16 protein-coding genes and 1 tRNA gene are annotated in these 17727 nt (G+C 68.0%); 13 read left to right on the top strand and 4 right to left on the bottom strand.

What is annotated here, in order from left to right; all coding sequences use genetic code 11:
* Positions 1-133: 133 nt before the first annotated feature.
* Positions 134-1387 carry a DUF3662 and FHA domain-containing protein gene (locus tag ACZ54P_RS01475; protein WP_465459611.1) on the bottom strand — a complete coding sequence of 418 codons (1254 nt, stop codon included), beginning with the start codon at positions 1385-1387 and terminating at the stop codon, positions 134-136.
* 130 nt (positions 1388-1517) lie between these two features.
* Here ACZ54P_RS01475 and ACZ54P_RS01470 point away from each other — a divergent pair.
* A tRNA-Leu gene (locus tag ACZ54P_RS01470) sits at positions 1518-1600 on the top strand.
* Positions 1601-2050: 450 nt separating this feature from the next.
* Here ACZ54P_RS01470 and ACZ54P_RS01465 read toward each other — a convergent pair.
* Positions 2051-2425, bottom strand: coding sequence for an FKBP-type peptidyl-prolyl cis-trans isomerase (locus ACZ54P_RS01465; protein ID WP_465459610.1), 375 nt, complete (start codon positions 2423-2425; stop codon positions 2051-2053).
* Positions 2426-2566: 141 nt separating this feature from the next.
* Between ACZ54P_RS01465 and ACZ54P_RS01460 the strand changes: the two genes are divergently transcribed.
* From ACZ54P_RS01460 to ACZ54P_RS01440, 5 genes are all read left to right on the top strand, one after another.
* Entirely contained in the window at positions 2567-5803 is a 3237-nt protein-coding gene (locus ACZ54P_RS01460; RefSeq protein ID WP_465459609.1) for a penicillin acylase family protein, read from the top strand.
* A gap of 25 nt (positions 5804-5828) precedes the next feature.
* Positions 5829-6869, top strand: a complete 1041-nt coding sequence (locus ACZ54P_RS01455; protein WP_465459608.1) for a trans-sulfuration enzyme family protein — start codon at positions 5829-5831, stop codon at positions 6867-6869.
* Between the two features lie 18 nt (positions 6870-6887).
* On the top strand, positions 6888-7220 hold the full coding sequence (locus ACZ54P_RS01450; protein WP_465459607.1) for a hypothetical protein: 333 nt from the start codon (positions 6888-6890) through the stop codon (positions 7218-7220).
* A gap of 331 nt (positions 7221-7551) precedes the next feature.
* Positions 7552-8217: a hypothetical protein gene (locus tag ACZ54P_RS01445; protein ID WP_465459606.1), complete on the top strand. Its 666-nt coding sequence runs from the start codon at positions 7552-7554 to the stop codon at positions 8215-8217.
* A gap of 4 nt (positions 8218-8221) precedes the next feature.
* Complete coding sequence (locus ACZ54P_RS01440) at positions 8222-8821, top strand: class F sortase (RefSeq protein ID WP_465459605.1); 600 nt, start codon at positions 8222-8224, stop codon at positions 8819-8821.
* Between the two features lie 75 nt (positions 8822-8896).
* Here ACZ54P_RS01440 and ACZ54P_RS01435 read toward each other — a convergent pair whose 3' ends face one another.
* Positions 8897-9943, bottom strand: a complete 1047-nt coding sequence (locus ACZ54P_RS01435) for a patatin-like phospholipase family protein (protein ID WP_465459604.1) — start codon at positions 9941-9943, stop codon at positions 8897-8899.
* A 57-nt stretch (positions 9944-10000) separates the two neighbouring features.
* Positions 10001-10741 carry a FadR/GntR family transcriptional regulator gene (locus tag ACZ54P_RS01430; protein WP_465459603.1) on the bottom strand — a complete coding sequence of 247 codons (741 nt, stop codon included), beginning with the start codon at positions 10739-10741 and terminating at the stop codon, positions 10001-10003.
* Positions 10742-10801: 60 nt separating this feature from the next.
* Between ACZ54P_RS01430 and ACZ54P_RS01425 the strand changes: the two genes are divergently transcribed.
* From ACZ54P_RS01425 to ACZ54P_RS01395, 7 genes are read left to right on the top strand one after another with little or no spacing between them, the layout of a single operon-like run.
* Entirely contained in the window at positions 10802-12292 is a 1491-nt protein-coding gene (locus ACZ54P_RS01425) for an ABC transporter substrate-binding protein (RefSeq protein ID WP_465459602.1), read from the top strand.
* Positions 12289-13233: an ABC transporter permease gene (locus tag ACZ54P_RS01420; protein ID WP_465459601.1), complete on the top strand. Its 945-nt coding sequence runs from the start codon at positions 12289-12291 to the stop codon at positions 13231-13233. The genes ACZ54P_RS01425 and ACZ54P_RS01420 overlap by 4 nt, the downstream gene beginning before the upstream one ends.
* Positions 13233-14045, top strand: coding sequence for an ABC transporter permease (locus ACZ54P_RS01415; RefSeq protein ID WP_465459600.1), 813 nt, complete (start codon positions 13233-13235; stop codon positions 14043-14045). The genes ACZ54P_RS01420 and ACZ54P_RS01415 overlap by 1 nt, the downstream gene beginning before the upstream one ends.
* Positions 14042-14788, top strand: coding sequence for an ABC transporter ATP-binding protein (locus ACZ54P_RS01410; RefSeq protein ID WP_465459599.1), 747 nt, complete (start codon positions 14042-14044; stop codon positions 14786-14788). The genes ACZ54P_RS01415 and ACZ54P_RS01410 overlap by 4 nt, the downstream gene beginning before the upstream one ends.
* Complete coding sequence (locus ACZ54P_RS01405) at positions 14785-15555, top strand: ABC transporter ATP-binding protein (protein ID WP_465459598.1); 771 nt, start codon at positions 14785-14787, stop codon at positions 15553-15555. Before ACZ54P_RS01410 ends, ACZ54P_RS01405 begins: the two co-directional genes overlap by 4 nt.
* Positions 15548-16969, top strand: coding sequence for an aldehyde dehydrogenase family protein (locus ACZ54P_RS01400; RefSeq protein WP_465459597.1), 1422 nt, complete (start codon positions 15548-15550; stop codon positions 16967-16969). Before ACZ54P_RS01405 ends, ACZ54P_RS01400 begins: the two co-directional genes overlap by 8 nt.
* A complete protein-coding gene (locus ACZ54P_RS01395) occupies positions 16966-17724 on the top strand; it encodes an SDR family NAD(P)-dependent oxidoreductase (RefSeq protein WP_465459596.1) in 759 nt (252 codons plus the stop codon). The genes ACZ54P_RS01400 and ACZ54P_RS01395 overlap by 4 nt, the downstream gene beginning before the upstream one ends.
* Positions 17725-17727: the final 3 nt, after the last annotated feature.

Below are 17727 nucleotides of genomic sequence, written 5' to 3'. Positions count from 1 at the left end.
TACGCCGCCGAGAGACCGGGCCGTCCGGGATGGTCGGCTCCGAACAGCCTTGCTCTCCGCATACGACCTGAAGTGCCGATCCACTCGAGGTCCCGCACCGCAATTCTGCGGTACCCCCTCCAGCCGCCGCCGGTCAGCCCTGCGTACGGAAGACGAGAGACGAGTGGCCCACGCGGATCACGTCGCCGTCGGCGAGCTGCCACGTCTGCACCGGAGTGCCGTTGACGGTCGTCCCGTTCGTGGAACCGATGTCCGCGAGCGTCGCGCTCTGCCCGTCCCAGGTGATCTCCAGATGACGACGGGAAACCCCGGTGTCCGGCAGCCGGAAGTCGGCGTCCTGACCACGTCCCACCACGTTCCCGCCCTGCTTCAGTGAGTACGAGCGGTTCGAGCCGTCGTCGAGCTGAAGGCTCGCGGCGAGTTGACGGGCCGCCGCCGGCTGGCCGCCATAACCGCCACCCTGCGCGTACGGGTCCGCGGCGGGCTGGCCGTACGCCTGCTGGGCGCCGCCGTACTGGTCGTACCCGCCCTGCTGCGGCTGGCCGTACTGGTCATAGCCAGGCTGCTGAGCCCCACCGGCATAGCCCTGGTCGTAACCGGGCTGCTGCGGCTGCTGCTGGCCGCCGTACTGGTCGTAACCGGGCTGCTGAGCGCCGCCGTAGCCCTGGTCGTACCCAGGCTGCTGCGGCTGACCGCCGTACTGGTCGTAACCGGGCTGCTGGGCACCGCCGTAGCCCTGGTCGTACCCAGGCTGCTGCGGCTGACCGTATTGGTCATACCCGGGCTGCTGAGCGCCGCCGTAGCCCTGGTCGTAGCCGCCCTGCTGAGCGCCATAACCCTGGTCGTACCCGGGCTGCTGCTGGCCAGCCTGCTGTCCGTAGCCGTACTGGCCCTGCTGGCCGTACGGGTCACCCTGGTCGTATTGGCCGTAGCCGGGGGGCTGGCTCATTGCTGGGTCTCCTGCGTTGCTGGGTCGTGCCGACCGTGACGAACCTTCGGCGCCGTGGGGCTTGACGTCGGGATCGACGGACGAACGGGTCTTGAACTGTCCAGTATGCAGCGCCTCATTGCGCTCGAGCGAAACTACGACGTCACCATAGGTGTCCCAACCGTGCTCGGCGAGGTGTTCCTTGACCGCCCCCGCCAACACCGACGTGACCCGAAGCTCGTCTCCGGCCATACGTTCGTGATCAGCCTGCCCCAACGACACGATGTAGTGGTTGGGGGCGAGCTGTCGACCACCGGCCAGCTCACGAACGTTCTCCTCGCTCTCGCGCTCAAGCGCCACCGCCACTTCCTGCGTGACGACGTTGCCACCGAACATGCGCGCGAAGGTATTGCCCACGAGGTTCTCGAGCCGCCTATCAAAGCGCTCAACGCGGCCCACCGGGCAACCTCCTCACACGTGTGCTTCCCCGTCGATCCTATCCGGGTACGGCCAGTCGGACACGGCCCCCGGTGAAACCCGTGAAATCAGCCTGCTACGCTTTGCGGGCTGTCAGAGAACGAAGCAACTCGGGCGAGTGGCGGAATGGCAGACGCGCACGGTTCAGGTCCGTGTGTCCGAAAGGACGTGAGGGTTCAACTCCCTCCTCGCCCACTCTTGTTCGAAGGCCCCTTCGCTCCGCGTCGGGGCCTTCTTCGCGTTTGGGCGTCGCTCGTCAGTTCCCGGGGGGCCGAGCCCCCCCGGACCCCCCACGGTGCGTGCGGCGGCGGTTGGTCTTGGGTTTCGGCCTCGGGCGCGGAGCGCCCTGGCCTGGTGAGGTAGGAGCGGCCTCGGGCCTGGCGGCCCTGGCCTGGGCGGCCTGTTCGTCGGGGTGGCGGGTAGTGCGAAGGCGTAACTCGCGTGCTCAGACACGTAACTCGCGTGCCAGGCTCCCGCACTCGCGAGTCTCGCCTTCAAGCACGCGAGATTCGTCTCTGAGCACGCGAGTGCGGCGCCAGGTCACCCAGACCACCATCCCACCCGAACACGCCACGGTTGCCTTACCCCTCAATAAAAAGAAAAAGACCCGGCGGGGCCGGGTCTTGAGGGTGCGGGTGGGTGTGGTCAGTTCACGCTGACGAGGTCCACCACGAAGATCAGGGTCTCGTTCGGCTTGATGACGCCGCCGGCGCCGCGGTCGCCGTAGGCCAGATGCGGCGGGATGACCAGCTTGCGCCGGCCGCCGACCTTCATCCCGGCGACGCCCTGGTCCCAGCCGGGGATGACCTGGCCGCGGCCGAGACCGAAGCGAAGCGGTTCGCCGCGGTCCCACGACGCGTCGAACTGGGCGCCGGTCGAGTGCGAGACGCCGACGTAGTGCACGGAGACGGTGTCGCCGGTCTTGGCCTCCTGGCCATCCCCGACGGTGATGTCGGTGGTCTCCAGGTCGGCGGGCGCGGCGCCCTCCGGGCGGTCGATCTGGGGCTTTTCCAAAGGCATGTCGACAAGCTACCTGTGCAGGTCCGGGGTTCGCAGGGCGAGTGTTCCGCCGATCGGTGGCAAGAACGCGAAAACTCTTCACAAAATTCGATACCCGTGGGTAGTGTGCGCCTCGTCACGCTCCGACGACGGAGGTCTTTCATGCGACGAGGCATACGGATCCTGACTACGCTCGCGGGCCTCACCCTGGTGACGGGAACCGTCCCGGCCCTGCAGGCGAACGCGGCGGAAACACCCCGGAGTTCGGTGGTGGCGGCCGCGCTCGACGACTACTGCGGCGGTCAGTGCGCCGACATTTTGCCGCCCGGTACCAAGGGGAACGCCACTCTCGCCGAGATCCTGGCGCACAAGGCGCTCGGCACCCGTCCGGCGCATTCCGCCGACCAGCTCGGGAAGTACGCCTCGCTCGCTGACGGCTATCGGACGCTGACCACGGACAAGATCAACCAGTTCTTCAACGACGCCTCGTTCGGCGTCCAGTCCGGGCAGGTCGAGAGCACGATCAAACCGCGCTCGGACGTGACGATCACCCGTGACAAGGCGACCGGCGTCCCCCGGATCGTCGGCACGACGCGGCCGGGCACGATGTACGGCGCCGGATACGCCGCCGGGCAGGATCGCCTGTGGCTGATGGACATCATGCGCCGCGTCGGCCGCGGCCAGCTGACCTCGTTCGCCGGGGGCGCGCAGGGGAACCGCGAACTCGAGCAGAGCTTCTTCTCTTCGGCGCCTTACACCGAACAGGAGCTGCAGAAGCAGATCGACAACGCGGCGGCGAGCGGCCCGCGCGGCGCGCAGGGCAAGGCCGACGCCGAGGCCTACGTCCAAGGCATCAACAAGTACATCTCCGACGCGCACAGCGGCCGCTACTTCCCCGGTGAGTACGTCCTCACCGGGCACGTCGACGCGATCACCAATGCCGGGACCATCGAGCCGTTCAAGCTGACCGACCTCGTCGTGCTCGCCGCGGTGGTCGGCGCGCAGTTCGGCGCCGGCGGCGGCGGTGAGGTCCAGAACGCCATCGCGAAGATGGCGATGCAGGAGAAGTACGGCCTCGAACAGGGCGACAAGATCTGGAAGAGCCTCCGGTCCGAAGACGACCCCGAGACCGTCAAAACCCTCCACAATGGACAGACATTCGACTACGGCAAGGCTCCGGCGAACCCGCAGGGCGCCGCGATGCCGGACAAGGGCACGGTTTCCGGGCAGCAACTCGTCTTCGACCCGACCGGTTCGGCCGGGACGGCCACGCCCGCCAAGGTGCGGGTTCCCGCGCCGGACGACCAAAAGGCCGTCCGCGGCATCTTCGACGACGGTGTCCTGCCCGGCAACATGCTGTCCGAGAAGCACGGCATGTCCAACGCGCTGGTGGTGTCCGGCGCCAAGACCGCGAGCGGCCACCCGGTCGCGGTCTTCGGCCCGCAGGCCGGATACTTCGCGCCGCAATTGCTGATGCTGCAAGAACTCCAGGGCCCCGGCATCAGCGCCCGCGGCGCCTCCTTCGCGGGCGTCAGCATGTACGTGCTGCTCGGCCGCGGCAAGGACTACTCGTGGAGCGCGACTTCGGCTTCGCAGGACATCATCGACACCTACGCCGTCGAACTGTGCGAGCAGAACGGTTCCGCGCCGACGAAGAACTCCGCCTTCTACCGTTTCCGCGGCCAGTGCCTGCCGTTCGAGATCGTCGAGCGCAAGAACGCCTGGAAGCCCACCGTCGCCGACGGCACGGCGGAAGGTTCGTACACGCTGCGCAGCTTCCGCACGAAGTACGGTCCGGTGACGAGCCGGGCGCTGGTCGGCGGCAAACCGGTCGCGTACACGTCGCTGCGGTCGACCTTCCAGCACGAGATCGACACGATCATCGGCTTCCAGAAGTTCAACGATCCGGACGCGATCAAGTCCGCGCAGGACTTCCAGGCCGCCGCGGCCGACGTCAACCAAACCTACAACTGGTTCTACGCCGACTCTCGTGACGTCGCCTACTACAACTCCGGCTCGAACCCGGTCCGCAATCCGAACGTCGACCCGGCCATGCCGGTGAAGGGCGACGCCGGATTCGACTGGCAGGGCTGGAACCCCGACGGCAACCTCGCGAACTACACGCCGTCGTCGCAGCATCCGCAGTCGGTCAACCAGGACTACTACGTCAGCTGGAACAACGCACAGGCCAAGGGCTACGCGGCCAGCGGCGCCGACAAGAGTTCCGTGCACCGCGGTGATCTGCTCGACGCGCGGGTCAAGAAGATGATCTCCAGTGGCACCAGGGTGACGCGCGTGAACCTCACGCAGACCATGGCGGAGGCAGCGCTGGCCGACCTCCGCGCGGAGAAGGTGCTGCCGGAACTGTTCAAGGTGATCGACAAGGCGCCGGTGACCGGTCCGGCCGCGGACGCGGTGGCGAAGCTGAAGACCTGGCTCGCCGCGGGCGGTCTGCGTTCGGAGACGGCGCCCGGCAGCAAGACCTACGCCAACGCCGACGCGATCCGCGTCATGGACGCCTGGTGGCCGCTGCTGGTCAACGCCCAGTTCAAACCCGGTATGGGTGACGCCGCCTACGCCGCGATGGTGGGGGTGCTGAAGATCAACGAGTCGCCGTCCGGCTGGCAGAACGAGGTTCCCGGTAAGCACGTCGGCCAGGGGCACGCCGGTTCGTCGTACCAGTCGGGCTGGTGGGGTTACGTGCACAAGGACATCCGCTCGGTGCTCGGCCAGAACGTCGCCGGTCCGCTGGGCGCGAAGTTCTGCGGTGGCGGTGACGTCGACGCCTGCCGTCAGGTGCTGCTCGACTCGTTGACGCAGGCGGCCGCGCAGCCTGCCAACACCGTCTATCCCGGTGACGGCGACTGCGCCGCGGGCGATCAGTGGTGCGCCGACACGATCATCCACCGCGCGCTGGGCGGGATCACCCAGGACAAGATCAGCACCCAGAACCGGCCGACCTTCCAGCAGGTCGTGGAGTTCCCGGCGAAGCGCGGCGACAACATCGCCAACCTCGCCACCGGCCGGTCGGCGAGCGCCAGCAGCCATGAGACCGGCTGGTTCACCTCGCCGCCGTCCAAGGCCATCGACGTCGACCTTTCGACGCGCTGGGCGAGCGACTGGAGCGACAACCAGTCGATCACCGTGGATCTCGGTTCGGCGCAGCGCGTTTCCCGGGTCGTCCTGTACTGGGAATCCGCGTACGGCAAGGCGTACCAGGTGCAGGTCTCGGCCGACGGGACGAACTGGCGCGACGTGGCGTCCATAGTGGATGGAGACGGCGGGCAGGACAACGTCGCCTTCGAAGCGGTGGACGGCCGTTATGTCCGGATGGCCGGGGTCCAGCGCGGCACGAAGTACGGCTACTCCCTCTACGAGTTCGAGGTGTACGCCCACTGACGCGGGGACGGTTTACGGTGGCGGGGTGGACACGAACGCTTGGTCACCCCGCACCCTCGCCGTCGCCGCCGGACGCCCGGAGGGCCCCGGCGAACCGTTGAACGTGCCGATCGTCGCGGCGAGCACCTTCGACGCCGGTGCCGACCGCGCGTATTCACGCGAGGACGGCACACCGACCTGGGAGGCGCTCGAAGCCGCGATCGGCGCGCTCGAAGGCGGGCACGCCACCGCGTTCGCCTCGGGGATCGCGACGCTCAGCGCTGTCGTCGACACCCTGCCGGTCGGCGCGAAGGTCTGCGTACCGACGTTCTCCTACGCCGGGTCTCGCGGACTGCTCGCGCACGCCCAGCGCACCGGCCGCCTGGCGGTCACCGAGATCGCCCCGGACGACACGGACGCGTGGGTCGCGGCCGCGGACGCCGACCTGCTCTGGCTCGAATCGCCGACCAATCCGACGCTCGACGTCATCGACATCGAGACGATCGCCGCCGCCGCGAACGGGTTGGTCACCGTCGACAACACCTTCGCGACGCCGCTCGGGCAGCGGCCGCTGGACCTCGGCGCCGACATCGTCGTGCACAGCGCGACGAAACTCATCGGCGGGCACAGCGATCTGCTGCTCGGACTGACGATCGCGGCCGACGAAGCCGTCGCCAAAGACCTGCGTGACGCGCGCACCAGGCTGGGGGCGACCCCGGGAGCTCTCGAAGCCTGGCTGGCCCTGCGCGGACTGCGGACGCTGCCGGTCCGGCTGGCCGAGCAGACCCGCACGGCCGCGCTCCTGGCCGCGCGGCTGGTCGACCACCCCGCGATCACCCGGGTGCGTTATCCCGGCTCCGGCACGATGATCGCGTTCGAACTCCCGGACGCCCAGATCGCGGACAAGGTCATCGGCTCGCTGCGGTTGATCCGCGCCGCCACCAGCCTCGGCGGGGTGGAGAGCCTGGTGGAGCGGCGGGCGTGGCTCGCGGGTGACGCGCACGTGCCCGCCGGACTCGTCCGGTTCAGCGTCGGACTCGAAGATCCGGAAGATCTCTGGACGGATTTGGCCTCGGCGCTCGGCTAGCGCCTTAACCTGGAGAGCGTGGAGGAGACGAAAGCGCCCCGGCGGCTCGGTCAATGGATGTGGGGTCTGTTCTGGCTCCTGGTACTCGGCTTCCTCGCGATCGTCGCGGCGGGCCTGGTCGCCGAATTCGCGTCACGGCCCTGCCCGAGTGCCGGGATCTGGACCTGCGACGCCGAGAACCGGACTCTCGCCACGTTCATCCCCGCGATCGGGTTCGGCGCCGGGCTGCTGACCGCGGCCGTGGGCGGCGGCCGGGCGGTGCGGAAGCGGACGTCGCCGAAGCCGTGGTTGCTCGTCGCGGGTCTCCTCGGCGCGCTCTCCCTCGGCGTGTCGTTGTACCTGGTGTTCTGACACGGCTTCGGCCATGAAAACGGGAGTTTTCGAGGTGTTCGAAGGAAGCGGAAAGAATGCTTCCGCAGTACGGCCGTTCCGGCCCTCCGGGTGTTAACATTTCTTCGTCGCTGCCAGGATTCCCTCTGTTGAGCGGACTTCGGGCCCTTGTATCGGGCCGGATCATCCCGGCGTTACCGGTTCTTCCAGTGGGTTTTGTCACCGTCTAATCGCTACGGTCCGGCAGCCTTTTTACGGCAGGATCGCGCTGCCACCCGAAAGAGGGAATCCCCTGGGTGGTCGCATGGTGGGGGTCACCATGCGTTGCGATGCTTTCCACTGGGAGATCACTTTGAAGAAGACGTTGGGTCGCGTCGCGGGCGCGGTGCTGGCCGGCGCCGTCATCTCGCTGGCCGTGACGCCGGTCGCGATGGCGCAGACCGAATCGACGACCTCGTCCCCCGCTCCGCCCGAGACCACGTCTTCCGCTCCGGCGGAGCCGTCCTGGTCCGGCGGCAAGGTCACGACGGCGCCCCCGGCGTCGTCCGAAACGAGCACTCCGGGTTCGTCGTCGCAGCAGCCGACGCCGACCAGCGGCAAGCCGACTTCCGGCTCGCCCTCGCCGACCTCCACCTCGGAGAAGCCGACCCCCACCACCCCGCCGAAGCCGGTGCTGAACGTCGGCGCCGGATATGTCGAGGGCACCGAGGGCGCGCTGGCCATCTTCTGCGGTTCGGAGCCCACCGACGTCACCGCGCCGGACTACGACATCGTCGAGGTGTTCCAGGACGGTGGCGAGGCCTACCTGTGGGTCTACATGATCAAGGCGAAGCCCGGCTTCAAGGGCACCTCGAGCACCTTCACCTGGACCTGTGACGGCAAGCCGGGCAAGGGTGACATCGAGATCGAAGGGACGGTCGGCGGTGGCTCGAACGCGCCGGGTGTCAAGCCGGAGAAGCAGGTCAAGCTGAAGCCCAAGGGCGGCATCGAGACCGGTTTCGGCGCCACCGCGGCCTGATCGGATGAAACTCCTGACGCAGGGCGGCCGCCTGGCCGCGGCCGCCCTTGTCCTCTCCCTCGCGTTGACGGGCTGCGGCACCGACGAACCCGCCCCGCCCGCCGCGCAGGCGGCGCCGTCGGAATCGGCTCCGCCGGTCGTCAAGCCGTTCAACGGGGTTCGCCCGACGAGCGTGAAGATTCCCAAGATCGGCGCGGAGTCGAGTCTGGTCACGGTCGCGATCGGCAAGGACGGCAAGATGTCCGTCCCGTCGGCGAAGAACCCGATGCAGGCCGCCTGGTACCGGCTTTCCCCGGTGCCCGGCGACGTCGGCCCGGCGATCCTGCTCGGGCACGTCGACGGCAACAAGCAGCCGGGCATCTTCTACAAGCTCAAGGACGTCAACCCCGGCGACGAGATCCTCGTCGACCGCAGTGACGGCAAGGTCCTGAAGTTCGTGGTCGAGAAGAAGGACCAGGTTCCCAAGGATCAGTTCCCCGAGGACGCGGTCTACGGCAACACGGACAAACCGCAACTGCGGGTGATCACCTGTGGTGGCGTCTTCGATCAGGAAGAGCACAGCTACAAGGACAACGTCATCGTCTACGCGAACCTGGTCGCCTGACCAAAAGCGCGCTATGAAAGGTCCTTTCCTTGCAAATTTCGCAAGGAAAGGACCTTTCATAGCATTGGGGGACGCTCAACCGAGGCCGGACTTCGGGAACGGGAACCCCGCCGGAGCCGCCGCCTCCCGCTCGACCCACCGCCGCATCCCCGCGTCACAAGCCGCGTAACCCCAGTTGATCAACCGCTCCTGCAACGCTTCGGGCAGCTTCGTCAGCCGAGTGGGTGTTTCCGCCAGCTTGTGCGTGAGGTCGACGGGCGCCGGGAGCGAATCCGCCAGTTCGAAGTTCTCCAGATCGACGTAGGTTCCCCAGTAGCCGCCCGCGAATTCCTTCTCCACATAGGACTTCAGCAGCGCGCCGCGCCGCAGCTCGCGGACCTGGTTGTCGATCACGTCGAGGACCCGCAGCAACTGTCGTCCCCAGTCGCGGGGGACCTTCTGCTTGATCTTCATCCGCTTTCCGGCGTCGCTGACCAGCACCGTCGCGCACTGTCCTTCGACGGGGTCGAGGCCGAGGTTGTCGTAGACGCCAGCGTCACTCAGCACGATCTTCTTGCGCGCCTTGGCCGAAAGCGGATCGTGGATGACCACCGGTGAGAGCATCGGCGGGAACGCCGACGACGCGGCCACCGCGGTCGCGAGCGGGATGTTCCCGTGCGGTCCGTCCTGCCGGAAGAACCACCACAGCGCGCCGTCCTGCAGGTTGGTCGCGGTGAAGACGAATTGCGGTCCCGCCGGGTCCAGATCTCTGAGGCAACAGTCGCCGAACAGGAGTTTCGCGTACACCCGCGCGAGTTCTTCGCCGGCGCTTCGCCAGGGAATGGCCATGGCGCGCAAGGTGACCGGGATGTCGAGCCGCGTGCGCGCCAGGTTACGGACCGGCGCGACGACTTCGTCGTAGAAGTTGTTCGCGATGCCGTTCTCGAAGTCCAGATCCGGCCACGCGTGCGCGAGTATCCCGGCCGCGATGGAACCGCCGGAGACGCTGGAGAACGTCGAGATCTTCGACAGCCAGCCGAGTTCGTTGAGCCGCCACAGGGCGCCGGTGTGGAAGAGCATCGCGCGGTAGCCGCCGCCGGACAACGCGAGACCGACACCCTGCCGGGCTGTCGAAGGCTCCATGGCATCCCCCACTTGAGCGAGTGTAGAAGTGAGTCGGCCCGGCGCGACAGAGTGTTACTAAAGCAGTGGCTGTAAGAGACGCCGTCGTTCTTCGGGGACGTACTCGGCGTAGTTGTCGTACAGCGCCTGCTTCGCCAGCCGCGAGGCGCGCTCGCCGTCCGAGTCGCGGACCGCTCCCAGTACCTCTTCGTGATGCGTGAGCCAGTTGCGCATCAACGCCGTCCGGTCGTCGGCGTGCTCCAGTTTGTCCTCGATGAGTTCGAGTACGACGCCGCGCACGACCTCACCGCTGGTCACCAGCAGCGGATTCCCGGTCGCGCGGGCGATGGCCTCGTGGAACGCGACGTCCGCGTGGCTGAATTCGGCGAACCCCTTCGAGACGCCCGCGCGCATCGCTTCCAGTGCCGCATCCAATTCGGCGAGGTGCTCGGCGGTCCTGAGCTGCGCGGCGAGCAGATGTGCGGAACCGTCGAGCACCATGCGGAACTGGAGCAATTCGGAGAGGCCGATGTGGTCGGCCCGCGCCAGCCGGTGCATGGACCGGTGCAACGCGGCGGGCGAGGCGGCCAGGACCTCGGGGCCGCGTGGATCGCCGGGGCGCGAGCGGATCATTTCCGCGGCTTGCAGCACTCGGAGCGCTTCCCGCACCGTCGAGCGGCCGACGTCGAACTGGACCATCAGCTCGCGTTCGCTCGGGAGCCGGTCGCCGGGTTTGATCCGGCCGCTGAAGACGGCTTCCTCGATCTGCTCGACGACCCGTTGGTACGCGCGGACAGGGGAGACCGGCTCGAATTCCATCTTGACCCTGCCGTCTCGTCTGGTTTACTGGTCAGACCAGTCTACCGGTCAGGGGGCAGGATGAAAGCCCGGATTCACGCGGCAGTGGCAGCGTTGCTGCTGGTGACGTCCGGCTGCTCTGCCGGTTCGAGTGCCACTGTCGCCAAGGATCCCGGCACGCTCGCCGTCGGGTACACCGCGGAACCCGCGAACTTCGACTTCACCCGCACCGACGGCGCCGCCATTCCGCAGGCCTTGCTCTACAACGTCTACGAGGGCCTGGTGAAACTCGACGCGGACGCGAAGATCGTGCCGTTGCTGGCCGAATCGTGGACGGTTTCCCCCGACGGCAAGGCCTACGACTTCAAGCTCCGCGAGAACGCGAAGTTCAGCAACGGCGCGCCGTTCACCGCGGAGGACGTCAAATTCTCGCTGATGCGCGTCAAATCCGACTGGACCGTGTCGATCAAGTCCACAATGGACGTCGTCGACCGGGTCGACGTCGTGGCGCCCGATCACGCGCGGGTCGTGCTCACCAAGCCCAGCAACGGCTGGCTGTTCAGCCTGACCAGCCGTCTCGGCGCGATGTTCAGCGCCACCGGCGTCGCGGATCTGGCGAACAAGCCGATCGGCACCGGGCCGTACACGGTGTCCTCGCGCAGGCGCGGCGATTCCATCGTGCTCAAGGAGAATCCCGCGTACTGGGGCCGGAAACCGGCGTACTCGACGGTGGTGCTCAAGTACATCAAGGATCCGACGGCGCTCAACAACGCCCTGCTCAGCAACGGCATCGACGTCATCTCCGCGATCACCGTGCCGGATTCGATCCCGCAGTTCCAGAGCGACGACCGGTTCACCGTCGTCGAAGGCACGACGAACAGCGAGGTCACGCTCGCGTTCAACAACGCCCGCCCGCCGCTGAACGACGTCCGCGTGCGGCGCGCGTTGTCCTCCGCGATCGACCGGAAAGCCTTGCTGGACACGGCTTGGGCCGGACGCGGCACGCTGATCGGCAGTATGGTCCCGCCGACGGACCCTTGGTATGAGGATCTCTCGAACGCGTATCCGTTCGATCCCGCGAAGGCGAAAGTACTGCTCGCCGAAGTCAGACGGCCGATTCCGCCGCTGCGGCTACGGATTCCGAACCTGCCGTACGCGGTCTCGGCCGCGCAGGTGGTGGCGTCGCAACTGGCGGACGTCGGGATCACGGTGACGATCGAACCGCTGGACTTCCCGGCCGTGTGGCTCAAGCAGGTCTTCACCGACCACGATTACGACCTTTCGATCATCCAGCACGTCGAGGCGCGCGACATCGTCACCTTCGGCAGGCCGAAGTACTACTGGGGTTACGACAGCAAGCCCGTCCAGCAGAACCTGGCGAAGGCCGACAGCGGAACACCCCAGGAGCAGATCGAAGCGATGCGGAAGGTCGCCCGGCAGTTGTCCGAGGACGCCGCCGCGGACTGGCTCTTCCTGTTCCCCAACTTGATCGTGGCGAAGAACAAGGTGACCGGCTTCGTGCGCAACCAGGTCAGCGAGTCCTTCGACCTCACGGGATTGGCGCCGCGATGACCGTCAGGGTCCTTCGCCGCCTGGCGATCCTCGTGGCCAGTGTGCTGGTCGCGTCCATCGTGGTGTTCCTGTTCATGGCCGTGCTGCCGGGTGATCCGGCGCAGGTCGCACTCGGCGTCAACGCGACGCCGGAGCTGGTCGCGAAGACCCGTGCGGAATTCGGCATCGACCGGCCGTTGGTGACGCAGTACTTCGACTGGATCGGCGGTGTCGCCCACGGCGACTTCGGCCGCTCGTACGTCACCCGCGAGGAGATCGGACCGGCGCTGGCCGACCGGCTCGGGGTGACGTTGTGGCTGGTCGGGACCGGGATGCTGGTGGCGTTGCTGATCGCCGTCCCGGCCGGGACGTTCGCCGCGGTGCGGCACCGGAAGGCCGACGGCACCGCGGTTTCCGGGCTCTCGCAGCTCGGTGTCGCGATCCCCGCGTTCCTCGCCGGCATCATCCTGGTGCAGATCTTCGCCGTGCAGTTGCGGTGGCTGCCCTCCGGTGGCTGGACGCCCCCGGTGCAGGACCCCGGCGAATTCCTCCGCGGTCTCGTCCTTCCCGCCCTGTCGCTGGGACTCGTGCAGGGAGCCGTACTGACCCGATACGTCCGGTCCGCGGTGCTCGACACGCTCGGACAGGACTACCTGCGCACAGCGCGCTCCAAGGGACTTCGGCCGTTCCAGGCGTTGTTCCGGCACGGACTGCGCAACGCCGCCGTGCCGGTCGTGACGGTGCTCGGCCTGCAACTGGCGACGCTGCTGGTCGGCGCGGTCGTCGTCGAGCGCGTGTTCGTCCTGCCGGGTTTGGGCAGCATGCTGCTCGATTCGGTGGCGTCGCGCGATCTGTTGTCCGTGCAAGGGATCGTGCTGGTCCTGGTGGTCGGCGTGCTGCTGGTGAACTTCGTGGTCGACGTCCTCTACACGGTGCTCGACCCGAGATTGCGGGGTTCCTGATGCGTAACCGCAGTCTCGTGATCGGCGCCGTCCTGGTCGCGCTGATCGTGCTCGCCGCACTGCTTTCCTTCGTCTGGACACCGTTCGACCCGGTGCGGGTCGACGCAGCCAACCGGCTGCACGGGTTCAGCGGCTCGAACCTGTTCGGCACGGACAGCTTCGGCCGTGACGTGCTCAGCCAGCTGATGGTCGGCGCGCGGACGACGTTGTACGTCGGCGTGGTCGCGGTCGGCATCGCCGCGCTGATCGGGACGCCGTTGGGCATCCTCGCCGGGATGTCGTCTCGCTGGCTGGGCGAGTTCGTCATGCGGGTCAACGATCTTGTGCTCGCGTTCCCCGCGCTGTTGCTGGCGATCATGTTCGGCGCGGTGTTCGGGGCGGACACGTTGACCGCGATGGTGGCGATCGGCATCGCGACCATCCCGTCGTTCGCCCGGATCGCACGGTCGGGGACGTTGCAGGTGATGAGCAGCGAGTTCGTGCTGGCCGCCCGCTCGGCGGGCCGGTCGCGACTGAACATCGCGGCACGACATGTGCTGCCGAACATCTCCGGACTGCTGATCGTGCAGGCGTCGGTGTCGTTCGCGATCGCCGTGCTCGCGGAAGCGGCGTTGTCGTTCCTCGGCTTCGGCACGCGCCCGCCGACCCCGTCGTGGGGCCGGATGCTGCAGGAATCGCAGGTGTTCCTGACCCTGCACCCGCGGCTCGCGCTCGTACCCGGGGTCGCGATCGCCATCGCTGTCCTCGGCTTCAACCTGCTCGGGGACGGCCTCCGCGATCGCCTCGACCCCCGATTGGCGGCGCGGCTATGACCCTCGAAGTCCACGGCCTCGGGATCGGCGACCTGGTTCGCGGCGTCTCGTTCGACGTCTCGCGAGGTGAGCGGGTCGGCCTGATCGGCGAGTCCGGTTCGGGGAAGTCGTTGACGGCGTTGTCGATCATGGGACTGCTGCCGGAAGAACTCGTCGCGTCCGGCTCGGTGAAGCTCGACGGCCGCGAGTTGCTGGGTGCGCCGGAGAAGGAGCTTTCGCGGCTGCGCGGCAACGAGATGTCGATGGTGTTCCAGGAGCCGATGACCGCGCTGAACCCGGCGATGCGGGTCGGTGCGCAGGTGGCGGAGCCGATCCGGATCCACCGCAGCGGAGGGAATCCGCGTGCGGAGGCCGAAGCCTTGCTGGAGTCCGTCGGTCTGCCTGGTGTCGTTCGGGCGTATCCGCATCAACTGTCCGGCGGGCAGCGACAACGCGTCGTCCTCGCGATCGCGCTGGCCAACGATCCGAAGCTGTTGATCTGCGACGAGCCGACGACGGCGCTGGACGTCACCGTGCAGGCGCAGATCCTGGACCTGATCCTCGACGGCGTCCGTGAGCGGGAGAGCGCGCTGCTGTTCATCACGCACGATCTCGCCGTCGTGGCGTCGGTCTGCGAGCGGGTGCTGGTGATGCTGGACGGCGAGATCGTCGAGTCCGGCACCACGCGCGATGTCCTGACCACGCCGAAGCACGAGTACACCCGGAAACTGCTGGCTGCTTCGGATCTGGGGGCGAGCCGATGATGATCGAGGTCCGAGACCTGGAACGCCGCTACCAGCGTCGCGATGTGCACGCTTTGCGTGGCGTTTCGTTCGACGTCGAGGCAGGCCAGCGCTTCGGCATCGTCGGCGAGTCCGGTTCGGGAAAGTCCACTTTGGTCAGATTGCTGGCCGCCCTCGACAAGCCGACGGCCGGCAGCGTTTCGTTCCAGGGCAAGCGCATCGACACGCTGCCCGAACGTGAACTCGGGTTCCTGCGGTCGGAACTGCAGATCGTCTTCCAGGATCCGATGGGTTCGCTCGATCCGAGGATGCGGGTGCGCGACATCATCTCCGAGCCGTTGGGGCGCCGGGATCCCGCGCGGGTTTCCGAGTTGCTGCACGCGGTCGGCCTGCCGGAAGACGCCGCCTGGCGGTACCCGCACCAGTTCTCCGGCGGGCAGCGGCAACGGATCTCGATCGCCCGGGCGCTCGCGCCGAACCCGAGCGTCCTCATCGCGGATGAGCCGGTCAGCGCGCTCGACGTCTCGGTGCGCAAACAGATCCTCGACCTGCTCGCGTCACTGGTCGAGCTGTACTCGCTGACGTTGATCTTCGTCTCGCACGATCTCGGCGTGGTGCGGCACGTCTGCGACCGGGTCGCGGTGATGCGGCGCGGGGAGATCGTCGAACTGGGCGACGTCGACCAGGTCTACGACGCGCCGCAACACGAATACACCAGGGAACTGCTGGCCGCCGCGCCGAATCTGCGGGCCGAGCTGGCACGGTTGAGGGGAGGGGACGATGGCTGAGTACCCCGAAGGTCTGCCGATCGGGGACCGATGGGTGTCCACTATGGACATGGCGCCGGTGACCTTCCCGTACGACGGGAGCGAGATCGGCCGCGCGCCGGTCGGGACGCCCGAGCTGGCCACACGGGCGATCGACGAGGCCGTCGCGGTGCTCAAGCGGGTCGACGCCCTGCCGTCCCGTGTCCGCCGCTCGCTTCTGAACGACGTCGCGGCTGCTTTGGAAGCCCGGCGTGACGAGTTCGAACAGCTTTTGGTTCTCGAAACCGGAAAGCCGTTGGTCGACTGCCGGGTCGAGGTCGCCCGCACGATCGTCACCTGGCAGGCCGCCGCCGAAGAGGTCTCGCGGCTGCACGGGGAGACTGTGCCGCTCGATCTGCTGCCGTCCGGCGACGGGCTCGTCGGATTTTGGAAACGCAAGCCGATCGGCGTGGTCGTCGGCATCGCCGGATTCAACTATCCGCTGCTGCTGGCGTCGCACAAGATCGCGCCCGCCATCGCGGCCGGGTGCCCGGTCGTGGTGAAACCCGCGCCGCAGACCCCGCTGGCGACGTTGTGGCTGGTCCACCTCGTCCGCGAGCTGACCGAACTGCCCGCGATGGTCCAGCTGGTCACCGGCGACGCGGCCGTCGGATCGGCGCTGGTCACGGACCGGCGCGTCGGCGCGGTGTCGTTCACCGGCTCCGCGCTGGTCGGGCACCGGATCGCGCGCGACGCCGCGCCCACGAAGACGTTGCTGGAGCTGGGGTCCAACGCCGCGCTCGTCGTCGCGGAAGACGCCGAACTCGACGCGGCCGTGGACGCGGTGCTGCGCGGCGGGTTCTACGCGTCCGGGCAGGCGTGCATCTCGGTGCAGCGCGTGCTCGTGGTCGAGGCGGTGGCCCAGGAGTTCACCGAACGGCTGCTGGCGCGGCTCGGCGAGGTCGTCACGGGAGACCCGCGTGACGAGAAGACGCGGGTTTCGGCCTTGATCGACCCGGGGGCGACGCAGCGCGTCCAAGAGTGGGTCGACAAAGCGACTTCGGCGGGTGCGCGGCTGGCCGGTGGCGGGGTGGACGGCACGGTCATCCGGCCGACGGTGCTGCTCGACGTGCCCGACGGCCTCGAATGCTGGGACGAGGAGATCTTCGGCCCGGTCGTCTGTATCCGCACGGCGGCGGACGTGGACGAGGCGTTCGACGCGGTCAACGCCTCACGCTACGGCCTGCACGCTTCGGTGTTCAGCACGTCCTTGAAGACCGCGTTCCGCGCGCTCGACGAACTCGAAGTCGGGGGCGTGGTGGTCAACGAGGTACCCGGTTTCCGGTCCGACACCATGCCGTACGGCGGCGTGAAGGACTCCGGGATCGGGCGGGAAGGGCCGCGGTTCGCGGTCGAAGAACTGACCGTGACGAGGATGGCGGTGCTGCGGCCGTGACTTATGAGAACCTGTTCCGCCTCGACGGACGGCGGGCCGTGGTGCTCGGCGGCGGCAGCGGGATCGGCCGCGAGGCCGCGCGGGCGCTGGCCGCGCACGGCGCCGAAGTGATCGTCGCCGACCGCGACGTCGCCGCCGCCGAGGAAACCGGCGCTGGGCAGGCGTACGAGATCGACCTGCTCTCGGACGGTGCCGCCGCCCGAGCGGCGGCGGAACTCGGCGAGATCGACATCGTGGTGTTGACCGCCGCGACCAACGTGCGCAAACGACTGCTCGAATACACCCGCGAGGAATTCGACCGGGTGATCGCGTTGAACCTCGGCGCGACGTTCGAGGTCGTCCGCGCGTTCGGGGCCGGGATGGTCGAGCGCGGGAGGGGCAGCATCATCGGGTTCTCCTCGATCCGCGGCACCACCGTCGAACCGGGGCAGGGCCCGTACGCGGCGACGAAAGCCGGTCTGGTGCAGCTTTTCCGCACGGCCGCCGCGGAATTCGGCCCGGCCGGGGTGCGGGTGAACGCGATCGCGCCCGGCGTCGTCGAGACCCCGCTGACAGCGCAGATCAAAGCGAATCCGGCCTGGTACGACGCCTATGCGACCAAAGGCGCGCTCGGCCGATGGGCTCGTCCCGACGAACTCGCCGGTGCCGTCGTCTATCTGGCCTCGGACGCGTCGTCGTTCGTGACCGGCGCCGTACTGGCGGTGGACGGCGGCTGGACCGCGGTCGACGGCCGCTTCGAACCGCCCGCTACGTGAGGA

This window comes from Amycolatopsis sp. NPDC034160 (assembly GCF_055575355.1).
This window is presented reverse-complemented; position numbering and strand designations above follow the sequence as displayed.